Genomic DNA, 12,002 nt, shown 5'->3' on the forward strand with positions numbered 1-12,002 from the left:
TTTTACTCCTTATACAATTCTGAAGGCGTCCACCAACACACAGCGACGCAGACGCACAAACGTACGCGCGCTGGTCACCCCTTCCCCGGTTGGCGTGGTAATGGTCATCGTGGTCCAGCCTTCGCCGCCAAGTCCCAGACCGGCAATACACGGCCCGTTCTTGACGAAAATGCTGGTATCAATGGCGTTCGCCATGCGGTTCATGTTGTCGATGTTGCGTGAGTGCATCGCCGCCGTATGGTGACAACCGCCTTCAAGCCTGACCGCCAGTTCAATGGCGTCATCGACGTTAGCGACTCGCACGACCGGTAGAACCGGCATCATCAGTTCGGTGACGGCAAACGGATGCGTCGCGGAGGTTTCGACGAATAACAGCCGGGTTTGCTCCGGTACGTTCAGACCAATCGCCGCAGCGATTTTTCCTGCGTCGCGCCCTACCCAGTCACGACTGACCGTGCCTTTACCGCGCTCATCGATATTTTTCAGCAGCACTGGTTGCAGCTGTTCAGCCTGGGCCGCGGTCAGTTTCACCGCATGCTGGCTTTCCATCAGACGCATCAGCTCATCGGCGACGCTGTCGACCACAATCAGCACTTTTTCGTCGGCGCAGATGATGTTGTTGTCAAACGACGCGCCTTTGACAATCGACTGCGCCGCGCGGGCCAGGTCGGCCGTTTCATCGACCACCACCGGCGGGTTACCCGCACCGGCGGCAATCAGACGTTTGTTGGTGTGTTTACGCGCGGCATCTACTACGGCTTCGCCACCGGTGACGACCAGCAGGCCGATGCCTGGGTACTTGAACAACCGCTGGGCGGTTTCGATGTCCGGGTTAGCAACGGTCACCAGCAGGTTTGCCGGACCGCCTGCAGCGACCACCGCCTGGTTAAGCAGGGTGATCGCGCGCTGAGAGACTTTTTTGGCCGCCGGATGCGGCGCGAAGACCACGCTGTTGCCAGCGGCGATCAGGCTAATGGCGTTGTTAATAACGGTTGCGGCCGGGTTGGTGGACGGTGTCACCGAAGCCACCACGCCCCACGGTGCGTTTTCAATCAGCGTCAGGCCGTTATCGCCGGTCAGGACCTGTGGAGACAGGCATTCCACTCCCGGCGTGCCGCGTGCCTGCGCCACGTTTTTGGCAAATTTATCTTCTACGCGTCCCATGCCGGTTTCTGTAACGGCAAGCTCCGCTAATTCTCTGGCGTGCTTTTCGCCCGCCTCACGTAGCGCCGCGATAGCCAGTTGGCGCATGGCGACGCTTTTCAGCCCTTGCTGGGCCAGTTTTGCTGCCGCCACTGCGTCATCCAGGGAGGCAAAAACGCCCATTTCTTGAACGGCACTGACGGGTTGGCTGCTGTCTTTCATTTTCAGCAGTACCGCTTTCACGACCTGTTCAATATCCTGTTGATTCATGATTTTCTGCCTTATTTATGGAAGATCACCTGACCACCTGCCACCACTTCATCGACAATGCCAATCACGCACAGATCGACAGGTGATGATTCGTTACGGTGCGCCTGACGGGCTGAGCTTCCGCTGACCAGCAGCACCCACTCTCCGGTTCCCGCCCCGATGCTGTCGATAGCAACAGCACATTGCCCGTCGGGATTACCCTGGGCATCAATCATTTCCACCATCAGCAACTTGTCGTGCGCGAGCCCCTGATGGCGTACGGTACAAACAATTTGTCCTGTGACGATTGCCAGTTTCATACGCGCCTCCGTGGCATATTTCAGGTAAAACCTCCCCCTACCCTCCGCAGAAGGTAATGTGAAAAGGAGAGAGGGTGACGCCAGCAATGCAGTCTGTGGCGTCACATGGACGACTTACATGTCGTTGCTGTCGCCTTTAAAGCTGATCGGGAATACTTCTTCCAGATCGCCATGCGGACGCGGGATCACATGTACGGAAACCAGCTCGCCAATACGCTGTGCAGCCGCAGCACCTGCGTCCGTTGCGGCTTTGCATGCCGCTACGTCGCCACGGACCATGGCAGTGACCAGACCGCCACCGATCTGCTTCACGCCAACCAGTTTCACGCGTGCCGCTTTAACCATTGCGTCAGAAGCCTCAATCAGTGCAACCAGGCCCCGGGTTTCAATCATTCCTAATGCTTCCATTATGCTTTCCTCTTAAGTCAAAGGGGTCCAGAACGGGACCTTATACAACCAGTGTGTGCGAGGCGTTTTCACGACTCACGTCAGTCTGGCGCGGCACTGCTGCCACCAACGCCAGTTCGATAATTTCCTGTACGCTACAGCCGCGAGAGAGGTCATGAAGCGGTGCGGCAAGCCCCTGGATCAGTGGCCCGACTGCACGATACCCTCCCAAACGCTGGGCGATTTTGTAACCAATATTGCCTGCTTCAAGCGACGGGAAGACCATCACATTGGCATTGCCCTTTAACGGACTTGCAGGCGCTTTTTGCGCGGCGACATCCGGAACAAAGGCGGCATCAAATTGCAGTTCGCCATCCACCATAAGCTGCGGCGCACGTTCACGAACGATCTCCGTGGCCTGCTGCACGTTAGCGACGTTAGGGTGGCGGGCACTACCATTACTTGAAAACGACAGCATGGCCACGCGCGCTTCTTCCCCCGTAATTGCCTGCCAGGTCTGCGCGCTGGCAATCGCAATATCCGCCAGCTGTGCGGCGGTGGGCTGGGGTACGACGCTGCAATCGGCAAAGCCTAATGACGGTCCGAGATACTGCGGCAGCATCAGGAAAATTGACGACAGCGTTTTACAGCCAGGCTGTAGCCCAATAATGCGTAACCCGGCGCGCAGCACGTTTGCCGTCGACGAAAGATTGCCGGCAATACAGACATCCGCTTTCCCCGCGCTAACCATTGCGGCGGCGAACATTAATGGGTCATTGAGTTTTTCCAGCGCATCGGCTGGCGTTTTATCTCCCGCGCGGGCCAGCCAGCGCAGCGCAAACTCTTCACGCATTGCCAGATTGCTTTGCGGATCGATAACCTGGATACCATCCATCGCCACCCGATGGCTGAGAGCAAACTGGCGCAAGGCAAATGGACTGGCGACGAGAATGGGGCGCGCCAGACCGTGCTGATGCAGATAATTCGCCGCTTTCAGCACCCGGACATCCAGCGCATCCGGGAACACCACCCGGGCAGGTGAGCGTTGGGCGAGTTGACGAGCACGTTCAATGATCATGGCTTCTCCCCCAGTCGCTGTTGAATTTGGCTAACAGTCAGCGGATGCTTCGCCACGCTCAGAATCATCATCACGTAGACTGTACTGGAAAGGCGGTTAAGCGCCTGCATGATGTCCGGTCGCATAACGTCAAAACTGCGGGTGATGAAGACCTGAGCCGCCACCGTCTCCGTTTCACGGACTTTGGTACGCAGCAGATTCAGCAACGCGCAATCACGTCCGTGGCTGGCCTCAGGCACCAGATGATCGTGATCCAGATAGCGCAGCGGATGATGTGAAAGCCGGTGTAAATCTTCGTCGCTCATACCGACGATAGCTTGTGCGGCCAGCGGCTCGTCCATAGCATCGGCGCGCATAATATTGCCCAGACGTGAGCGAATATCCGCCAGCCACGGCTGCCACGGTTCCGCCAGCTCGATCTGCAACCACACAGCCAGGGCGATGGTGCTGTCCAGCGCGGCGCGAAATCCCAGACGCGGATCGCTTTTGGCTACCATCTTGTCTGCCGTCAGATGCGTCAGCGTGTCTGGTTTCTTCGCCACCGGTTGATGACACAGTTCGCAACTGGCCTGGGGATGGGTAGCGCTGCTGGTTAAACCATGCACCGGCTGCGGCTGCTGTTCTTCGTCATCAATAAACAGGCTGCCCTGCTCGTCGATAAACTTAATGCGCAGATGTCGGCTTTCCAGTAATTCCCGGGCAGACGGCGTCAGGCGAGCATCAGCGGGGAGATGAATTTCAGCCCCTTCGCTGAGCGTATGATTCGCTCTGAGCCATGCTTCGGTAATGAAATCCTTCATACATCCGCCTTAGCAGGACTGCCAGTTCGCAGGCCAGGCCACATACAGAAACTTCACCGTCGATGGCGTACCAAATTCAATGCTGGAGCCTTTCGGGATAAACATGACGTCCCCGGCTTTAGCAATCATGGTTTCGCCTTCGTGACGAACGTGCAGCTCGCCTTCCAGAATCATGTCGATTTCGTCGTAGTTCAGCGTCCATGGGAAAAAGGCGTTATCCCACTGCATGAACCCAGCGGCCATGCTGCTACCGTCCTGGTCGGTCACCAGGTCGGTTAAGCCAACGCAGTGCGGTTGCGCGCCGTCAAAACGCCCAAACTTCACGCTGCTACCGTCGATGACTTTGACGCCGCCTTTGCCGGTGACCGATTTAAAGCTCGGCTGCATTCCGCCCTGCTCCAGCGACTGTTTCTCCTTCATGACTTTATCCATCAGCTGCGCGACCAGGCTTTCGGTAAATTGCCCTTCGGGCAATTGCGCAATGATGGTTTCACGAATGCGCTGGCTCTCCGTTTTGCCATCATCCCCCGCAGCCGGTGCAGCAGCGGCGGCAGTTGGCGCGGATTCGTCGCATTCACGGATAGTGACGCCCAGCAGCTCCGCCACTTCGCGTGCCTCCGGGGTGATGATGCTGGCGCGCAGAACAACCGACATTTCCTGTTCGCCGCGTGCGTGGGCCGCACGAATATCGTTAGCTGTGATGAGTTTTTTCACCTGCCCTTTCCTCCTTTTGGCTGAGCTCAGTCAGATAATCCACCAGGTGCTGCACGCTGCGCGGGTCATGGCTATTGAGCTCGAAAATCGGCTCCTGAAACCCCATCCCGCGAAGTAGTTGTCGCGTTGCGGCGACGTCGGCATCCGGCATGTCCGTTTTGCTGATAACGGCGATTTGTCGTTTACTGGCGCCGATATCCAACAGCCCGGCAGGTAAGCGACTTTCTTTATCATTTGCCGCGTGTATATAAATCAACGTATCGACATCCTGCAGCGTGGTAATTAAGGCGTGGTACCAGCGCGGATGGCTAAAATATTCTCCCGGCGTATCGATATCGCCATTTTCATTAAACTCAACGGCCTGTGTTTTTCTGGCGAGGGAATAATTCCCCTGTAGCGCATTAAAGAGCGTTGTTTTCCCCGCGCCCACCGTACCGACAAACGCAATACGTTTCATCGCCGCCTCTGATTAACTTTTTGTCAGGTTGCACAACGTGAAATTTAATAACCGACCCAGACCGCTCACCGTCTGTAATAGCGCTTCTTCTACCGCGCCTACCGAGCCATAAATCACCAGTGCCCCGCTGAATCTATCGAGAAAGCCGATATGTACATCCGCCGCCTTCATGGCTAAGTCACCGGCAATCATCGCGGTTTCGCCTGGCGTCAGCGTCATAATGCCGATGGCGCCCGCCTCGGGAACGCCGATCTTTTTCGCCAGCTCTTCGCCAGGGTGCGCAATGAGATGCGCCAGCGTGACCTGTTTCCCCGGCACAAATTCCTGAATGATGCGTTCTTTTTCCATTGCTCACCGCCTCCGCTGAAACTGCCCTCATCGTGGCAATTTTTTGTCAGAGTAAATAACAAAATTCGGCAACCAGGTTTAAAAGGTGAAGTGGATCACTAAGAAAAGGAAAATAAAAAGGCGCGGGAGATACCCGCGCCAGAAATAATTAAAGTGAAATTACAGCGGCTGTGTTTGAGCTTCTACAACGGCCAGCGCCACCATATTAACGATACGACGAACAGAGGCGATCTGCGTTAATACGTGCACCGGTTTCGCTACCCCCATCAACACTGGGCCGACCGTTACGCCTTCGGAGCTGGAAACACGTAGTAAGTTGTAACTAATACGAGCAGCCTCCATATTCGGCATCACCAGAATATTGGCTGAGCCTTTCAGTGGGCTATCCGGCATACGGTCGTTACGGATACTTTCCACCAGCGCGGCATCACCGTGCATTTCACCGTCAATCATCAATTCTGGCGCACGCGCCTTAATCAGCGCCAGTGCTTCACGCATTTTGCTGGCAGACGGACAATTTGATGAGCCAAAGTTGGAATGTGACAGTAATGCCACCTTCGGTTCGATACCAAAGCGACGCACGGTTTCTGCCGCCATCACGGCGATTTCAGCCAGTTGCTCCGGCGTTGGGTCATCGTTGACGTAGGTGTCGGCGATAAAGGTGTTACCGCTTGGCAGCAGCAGTGCGTTCATCGCCCCGGCCGTATGCACGCCATCACGGTGACCAAACACCTCTTTCACCACGCTGAAGTGCTCATGATAGTCACCAATCGTACCGCAGATCATCGCATCGGCTTCACCGCGCTGCACCATGATCGCGCCGATAACCGTAGTGTTGGCAATCACCGCACGCTGCGCCTGCTCCTGGGTAATACCACGGCGCTTCATGATCTGGTAGTACTCGTTCCAGTACTCTTTAAAGCGCGGATCGGACTCATTGTTAACGATTTCAAAATCGACGCCGGCTTTGATCTGCAGTCCCAGTTTCTGGATACGCATTTCGATCACACTCGGACGACCAATCAGGATCGGCTTCGCCAGACCTAAGGTGATCAGCTCCTGAGTCGCATGCAGCACACGCGCCTCTTCCCCTTCCGTCAGCACCACACGCTTCGGCGCTTTACGTGCCTGGGAGAAAATCGGCTTCATGAACAGGTTGGTTTTGTAGACAAATTCGGTCAGCTTATCGATATAAGCATCAAAGTCAGCAATCGGACGCGTTGCCACACCGGAGTCCATCGCCGCTTTTGCTACCGCCGGGGCGATTTTAACAATCAGACGCGGGTCGAACGGTTTAGGGATGATGTATTCCGGGCCAAAGCTCAGGTCCTGGTCGCCATAGGCGGAGGCCACCACTTCGCTCTGCTCGGCGTGCGCCAGCTCAGCAATGGCGTGTACCGCGGCCAGTTTCATCTCTTCGTTGATGGCGGTAGCGCCGACGTCCAGCGCGCCACGGAAGATGAACGGGAAGCAGAGAACGTTGTTAACCTGGTTCGGATAGTCGGAACGACCGGTACAAATGATAGCGTCCGAGCGCACCTCTTTTGCCAGCGGCGGCAGGATTTCCGGTTCCGGGTTGGCAAGTGCCAGGATCATCGGCGCACGCGCCATCTTCTTGACCATTTCCTGGGTCAGCACTTTGGGACCGGAGCAGCCGAGGAAAATGTCTGCACCGTCAATCACGTCATCCAGCGTACGTTTACCGTCATCCACTACCGCGTAAGCCGCTTTGGTTTCCGCCATGTTCGGTTCGCGGTCTTTGTAAATCACGCCTTTGGAGTCGCAGACCACTATATTGTGTTTCTGCATCCCCAGCGCCACCAGCAGGTTCATACAGGCAATCGCCGCCGCACCTGCGCCGGACACCACCATGCGTACGTCAGAGATATTTTTCTCTACCACCCGCAGACCGTTAAGAATTGCGGCGGTGCTGATGATCGCCGTGCCGTGCTGATCATCATGGAATACCGGTATATTCATACGCTCGCGCAGTTTTTGCTCAATGTAGAAGCATTCCGGCGCTTTGATGTCTTCGAGGTTGATGCCGCCAAACGTTGGCTCAAGGGCCGCCACGACATTGATAAATTTATCCGGATCAAGCTCATCCACTTCGATGTCGAACACGTCAATCCCGGCGAATTTCTTAAACAGAACGCCTTTTCCTTCCATCACCGGTTTGCCAGCCAGTGCGCCGATATTGCCCAGGCCCAGCACCGCAGTACCGTTGGAGATAACCGCAACCAGGTTGCCGCGCGCGGTGTATTTGTAGGCCGCCAGCGGGTCCTTTTCAATTTCCAGACACGGCGCTGCAACGCCTGGCGAGTAGGCCAGAGCAAGATCACGCTGTGTTGCAAGAGGCTTGGTCGGAGAAACCTGAATTTTACCTGGTACTGGAAATTCGTGGAAATCGAGGGCGCTTTGTTTTAACTGGTCATCCATCTTGTTGTTCCTTTCACGTGTCGATCAAAAAAGTGGCGCGGGTAACCATGCTACGAGCCGCACATTATCACCTCAGTCAGCGGCCCAAACTTTGAAGGTCCCCAAACTCTCGCCATTCAAAGAAAGAATTTGTTATCAACTTATAACAGCCATGTTACCTGCTTAATCCAGCAATGCCATGCTTGTCTGCTATGCTTTTTGCGTGTGCAGCCCGCAATTTTCCCAAAAGTGTGAATTAACACACGCATCTAACGCTTTACTTTTCAAGGAGTATTTCCTATGACCCGTAAAGAGCTTGCCAATGCCATTCGTGCGCTAAGTATGGATGCCGTACAAAAAGCTAACTCAGGCCACCCCGGCGCACCAATGGGAATGGCCGATATCGCCGAAGTACTGTGGAATGATTTCCTCCGCCATAACCCGACCGATCCCACCTGGTACGATCGTGACCGGTTTATTCTGTCCAATGGTCACGCTTCAATGCTGCTTTACAGTCTGCTGCATCTTTCCGGCTACGATTTGCCGTTAGAGGAGTTGAAGAACTTCCGCCAACTGCATTCGAAGACGCCAGGGCACCCGGAAATCGGCTACACGCCGGGCGTGGAAACCACCACCGGCCCGCTGGGTCAGGGTTTAGCCAACGCGGTTGGCCTGGCGATTGCCGAACGCACGCTGGCGGCGCAATTTAACCAGCCGAATCATGAGATTGTTAACCACTATACCTGGGTGTTTATGGGCGACGGCTGCCTGATGGAAGGGATTTCCCACGAGGTTTGTTCCCTGGCGGGAACCCTGGGACTGGGCAAACTGATTGGCTTCTACGATCACAACGGCATCTCGATCGATGGCGAAACCGACGGCTGGTTTACCGACGATACCGCGAAACGCTTTGAGGCCTATCACTGGCATGTGGTGCATGAGATTGACGGTCATGATCCTGAGGCGGTGAAAAAAGCGATTCAGGAAGCGCAGGCTGTTACCGATAAGCCATCGCTGATTATCTGCCGCACGGTGATTGGTTTTGGCTCACCGAATAAAGCCGGGAAAGAAGAAGCGCACGGCGCCGCGCTGGGCGAAGAAGAAGTGGCGCTAACCCGACAGAAGCTGGGGTGGCACCATCCTGCTTTTGAGATCCCCAAAGAGATTTACCGGGCGTGGGATGCACGGGAAAAAGGTGAGAAAGCGCAACAGGCCTGGAACGAGAAATTCGCGGCGTATCAACAAGCACACCCGCAGCTGGCGGCTGAATTTACCCGTCGAATGAGCGGCGGGCTACCGGAACAGTGGGAAGAGACGACCCAGAAGTACATTACCGACTTACAGGCTAATCCGGCCAAAATCGCCACCCGTAAGGCCTCGCAAAATACCCTGAACGCCTACGGTCCGATACTGCCTGAACTGCTTGGCGGCTCAGCGGATCTGGCGCCGAGCAACCTGACCATTTGGAAAGGATCTACGTCGCTTAAAGAGGATCCAGCCGGAAATTACATCCACTATGGCGTGCGGGAGTTTGGTATGACCGCGATTGCCAACGGTATCGCCCATCACGGTGGCTTTGTGCCGTACACCGCCACGTTCCTGATGTTTGTCGAATATGCCCGTAATGCCGCGCGCATGGCGGCGTTGATGAAGGCCAGACAAATCATGGTTTATACCCACGACTCGATTGGTCTGGGGGAGGATGGTCCTACGCACCAGGCCGTCGAACAGCTCGCCAGCCTGCGTCTGACGCCTAATTTCAGCACCTGGCGACCATGCGATCAGGTTGAGGCGGCAGTAGGCTGGAAGCTGGCGGTCGAACGCCATGACGGGCCAACGGCGCTAATCCTCTCCAGACAAAATCTGGCGCAGGTTGAGCGTACACCTGAACAGGTGCAGCAGATTGCCCGCGGGGGATATGTGCTGAAGGACAGCGGCGGTAAACCGGATGTTATTTTGATTGCTACCGGTTCAGAAATGGAAATTACGCTGCTGGCGGCGGAAAAACTGACCGGTGAGGGTCGTAACGTGCGTGTGGTTTCTCTGCCCTCGACCGATATTTTTGACGCTCAGGATGAGGCGTACCGGGAATCAGTCTTACCGGCAAACGTCAGCGCCCGGGTGGCGGTGGAAGCAGGCATTGCCGATTACTGGTACAAATATGTCGGTCTAAAGGGGGCAATTGTCGGCATGACCGGTTATGGAGAATCAGCTCCGGCAGATAAATTGTTCCCGTTCTTCGGCTTTACGGTAGATAACATCGTCGCCAAAGCGCATAAAGTGCTTAACGCGTGATCCACAATGTGGGCCAGGCATCTGGCCCATGCCAGTTATCGCAACTTGGTTCCTGAGCATAACGCGCCAGGCGAAACCGCTGTCCGTCATAGCGCCAGCGCGTCTGGATACCGCAATCAGCCAACCCTCGTCCTTTGGCGAGGGTGACCAGTTCCCGCGACTTCTCGTCAAACGTGGCGTTGGTCAGTTCCATATCCCGACTTTCGGCATCCGTTTTAAATGGCAGACTCAAACGGACGGCACTGGAGGTTAACGGTTTTGCGCGTGAAACAATCCACGCCAGATCGATGGTGTTATACGCCCCGGCTTCACAGCCGATCATCAGTAGCGCTTTGTCATCCGTCAGGGCCGTGACGCGCATCTCGCGACGCAGTGGATCGATCGAGCAGCGAATACCATTGATGCGCCAGTTACCATAATCGAGCAGCTCACTGCGCTCTTGTTGCGTTAAGGGCGTTGGCGTTGGGTTAATGACAGCCACACCTTTCAGGGCCGGGGCTGGCGGTACGCTGAGCGGCGGCTCATCACCTTTTTCGATCCAGGCGGTTTCGCTCCCCACGCGTTTTTGCTGGGCGTCGATAAACAGTAATGCGGCTTTTAATCCGATCAGTGAAAGATTTTGCGCGCCTTTTTGCAGGGTTATTGCCTTCGCGTCCTGTACGGTTTGTAAAAATGCGCTAATAGTGACCGGATCATCGGTCATCAGTTGCCAGGGCGTAATACGCCAGTGCTCACCGCTAAGCGAAAGCGGTGCGCCATCCAGCAACAGGCGCGGCGCAATTTCGCTCTCTTTAGCATGGGAAGGCTCCAGCCCTCCCAGTTCAATACGCAACACCGCATCGGTGTGCGCCCCGGCGCTGCGGCTGAGGGTCATGACCAGGCCGTGATGTTCTCCGGTATTGCGCGCCACGCAAAAATTCTGGTTATTACACGTCACCTGCCAGTCAGAAAACGCCTGCTGCGCGGGCGCGGCCCACAGCAAACGGACGGGAATCAGCCCGAGCAGAAAAATGAAAATGACGCGATAGCGCATGGACGGTACAACCCCGGAATTAAAACACACAGCCTAAGCGGTATCTTCCTTGCGCGACTGATGTGGCTCAATAAGAATCGTCGGATTGGCCGTCTATTTGTAAAGAAATATTAATACTCAGGGTTAATCCATAAGGTGCGACGACTGCAGGTAGTTCAACAACAGCACCGTTTTGCCGTCACGGATCTCACCCGTTTTAATCATTTCCAGCGCCTGCGTGAACGGCAACTCCAGAACCTCAATATCTTCATCTTCAACACCGCCGCCTGCATTTGCCCGCTGACTGTCGCTGTATTGCGCGATAAAGAAATGGATCAGCTCCGTCACGCCGCCCGGCGACATGTAGAGTTCGAACAGTTTACGCACTTCCCCCACTTCATAGCCGGTCTCTTCAATCGCCTCTTTACGAATACACGCTTCTGGTTCGTCGTTATCCAGTAGTCCGGCGCAGGTTTCAATCAGTTGGCCGTCTTCGTTACCGTTGACCCAGGTCGCGACGCGGAACTGACGGATGAGAACCACGGTTTTCTTCTCCGCGTTATACAGCAGAATTGTGGCGCCGTTGCCGCGATCGTAAACCTCGCGCTTGTGACGAATCACCTCACCGTTACTTCGGGTCAGATCATAGGTAATATTGCGCAGGATGAAGTAGTTATCAGAAAGGACTTTATCTTTGATGAGGGTAATTTTTTGCGACATACCGGCTCCACGGCGAGAAGTGAGAAATAATACTACGCCGTGAAACCGGGTTTGTCTTGAC

General features: G+C 55.4%; 12 protein-coding genes. 1 reads left to right on the forward strand and 11 read right to left on the reverse strand.

The features are described 5' to 3' along the window. Positions 1 to 9: 9 nt before the first annotated feature. The 9 genes from OOJ59_RS15225 to maeB form a co-directional block, all read right to left on the reverse strand. Entirely contained in the window at positions 10 to 1,413 is a 1,404-nt protein-coding gene (locus OOJ59_RS15225) for an aldehyde dehydrogenase family protein (protein ID WP_038642532.1), read from the reverse strand. An 11-nt stretch (positions 1,414 to 1,424) separates the two neighbouring features. Continuing rightward, positions 1,425 to 1,712: an ethanolamine utilization microcompartment protein EutN gene (gene eutN / locus OOJ59_RS15230; protein ID WP_003038011.1), complete on the reverse strand. Its 288-nt coding sequence runs from the start codon at positions 1,710 to 1,712 to the stop codon at positions 1,425 to 1,427. Positions 1,713 to 1,826: 114 nt separating this feature from the next. Next, complete coding sequence (eutM, locus tag OOJ59_RS15235; protein WP_003835054.1) at positions 1,827 to 2,120, reverse strand: ethanolamine utilization microcompartment protein EutM; 294 nt, start codon at positions 2,118 to 2,120, stop codon at positions 1,827 to 1,829. Positions 2,121 to 2,160: 40 nt separating this feature from the next. Continuing rightward, positions 2,161 to 3,177, reverse strand: coding sequence for a phosphate acetyltransferase (gene pta / locus OOJ59_RS15240; protein WP_160956101.1), 1,017 nt, complete (start codon positions 3,175 to 3,177; stop codon positions 2,161 to 2,163). Continuing rightward, complete coding sequence (eutT, locus tag OOJ59_RS15245) at positions 3,174 to 3,977, reverse strand: ethanolamine utilization cob(I)yrinic acid a,c-diamide adenosyltransferase EutT (protein WP_160956102.1); 804 nt, start codon at positions 3,975 to 3,977, stop codon at positions 3,174 to 3,176. Before eutT ends, pta begins: the two co-directional genes overlap by 4 nt. A gap of 9 nt (positions 3,978 to 3,986) precedes the next feature. Further along, positions 3,987 to 4,691: an ethanolamine utilization acetate kinase EutQ gene (eutQ, locus tag OOJ59_RS15250; RefSeq protein WP_038642538.1), complete on the reverse strand. Its 705-nt coding sequence runs from the start codon at positions 4,689 to 4,691 to the stop codon at positions 3,987 to 3,989. Continuing rightward, on the reverse strand, positions 4,669 to 5,148 hold the full coding sequence (eutP, locus tag OOJ59_RS15255; protein WP_003037998.1) for an ethanolamine utilization acetate kinase EutP: 480 nt from the start codon (positions 5,146 to 5,148) through the stop codon (positions 4,669 to 4,671). The genes eutQ and eutP overlap by 23 nt, the downstream gene beginning before the upstream one ends. A gap of 12 nt (positions 5,149 to 5,160) precedes the next feature. After that, positions 5,161 to 5,496, reverse strand: a complete 336-nt coding sequence (gene eutS, locus OOJ59_RS15260; protein ID WP_003037995.1) for an ethanolamine utilization microcompartment protein EutS — start codon at positions 5,494 to 5,496, stop codon at positions 5,161 to 5,163. A 159-nt stretch (positions 5,497 to 5,655) separates the two neighbouring features. Further along, positions 5,656 to 7,935, reverse strand: coding sequence for an NADP-dependent oxaloacetate-decarboxylating malate dehydrogenase (gene maeB / locus OOJ59_RS15265; RefSeq protein WP_038642540.1), 2,280 nt, complete (start codon positions 7,933 to 7,935; stop codon positions 5,656 to 5,658). Between the two features lie 279 nt (positions 7,936 to 8,214). Between maeB and tkt the strand changes: the two genes are divergently transcribed. Further along, positions 8,215 to 10,209: a transketolase gene (tkt, locus tag OOJ59_RS15270; protein ID WP_069324480.1), complete on the forward strand. Its 1,995-nt coding sequence runs from the start codon at positions 8,215 to 8,217 to the stop codon at positions 10,207 to 10,209. Here tkt and OOJ59_RS15275 read toward each other — a convergent pair. Both OOJ59_RS15275 and nudK read right to left on the reverse strand, forming a co-directional pair. Then, the gene (locus tag OOJ59_RS15275; RefSeq protein WP_038642544.1) at positions 10,199 to 11,242 is read right to left on the reverse strand and encodes a DUF1176 domain-containing protein; all 1,044 of its coding nucleotides are present in this window, start codon (positions 11,240 to 11,242) and stop codon (positions 10,199 to 10,201) included. The two genes, tkt and OOJ59_RS15275, sit on opposite strands and share 11 nt — an antisense overlap. A gap of 123 nt (positions 11,243 to 11,365) precedes the next feature. Continuing rightward, positions 11,366 to 11,941 carry a GDP-mannose pyrophosphatase NudK gene (nudK, locus tag OOJ59_RS15280; RefSeq protein ID WP_006683526.1) on the reverse strand — a complete coding sequence of 192 codons (576 nt, stop codon included), beginning with the start codon at positions 11,939 to 11,941 and terminating at the stop codon, positions 11,366 to 11,368. Between the last annotated feature and the right edge of the window lie 61 nt (positions 11,942 to 12,002).

This window comes from Citrobacter sp. W9 (assembly GCF_026719375.1).
Lineage (GTDB): Bacteria > Pseudomonadota > Gammaproteobacteria > Enterobacterales > Enterobacteriaceae > Citrobacter > Citrobacter werkmanii.

Coding starts and splice junctions, on each gene's coding strand:
- eutT (WP_160956102.1), bottom strand. CDS start 3,977: ATGAAGGATTTCATTACCGAAGCATGGCTCAGAGCGAATCATACGCTC.
- OOJ59_RS15225 (WP_038642532.1), bottom strand. CDS start 1,413: ATGAATCAACAGGATATTGAACAGGTCGTGAAAGCGGTACTGCTGAAA.
- eutN (WP_003038011.1), bottom strand. CDS start 1,712: ATGAAACTGGCAATCGTCACAGGACAAATTGTTTGTACCGTACGCCAT.
- pta (WP_160956101.1), bottom strand. CDS start 3,177: ATGATCATTGAACGTGCTCGTCAACTCGCCCAACGCTCACCTGCCCGG.
- eutM (WP_003835054.1), bottom strand. CDS start 2,120: ATGGAAGCATTAGGAATGATTGAAACCCGGGGCCTGGTTGCACTGATT.
- eutS (WP_003037995.1), bottom strand. CDS start 5,496: ATGGAAAAAGAACGCATCATTCAGGAATTTGTGCCGGGGAAACAGGTC.
- nudK (WP_006683526.1), bottom strand. CDS start 11,941: ATGTCGCAAAAAATTACCCTCATCAAAGATAAAGTCCTTTCTGATAAC.
- OOJ59_RS15275 (WP_038642544.1), bottom strand. CDS start 11,242: ATGCGCTATCGCGTCATTTTCATTTTTCTGCTCGGGCTGATTCCCGTC.
- tkt (WP_069324480.1), top strand. CDS start 8,215: ATGACCCGTAAAGAGCTTGCCAATGCCATTCGTGCGCTAAGTATGGAT.
- maeB (WP_038642540.1), bottom strand. CDS start 7,935: ATGGATGACCAGTTAAAACAAAGCGCCCTCGATTTCCACGAATTTCCA.
- eutP (WP_003037998.1), bottom strand. CDS start 5,148: ATGAAACGTATTGCGTTTGTCGGTACGGTGGGCGCGGGGAAAACAACG.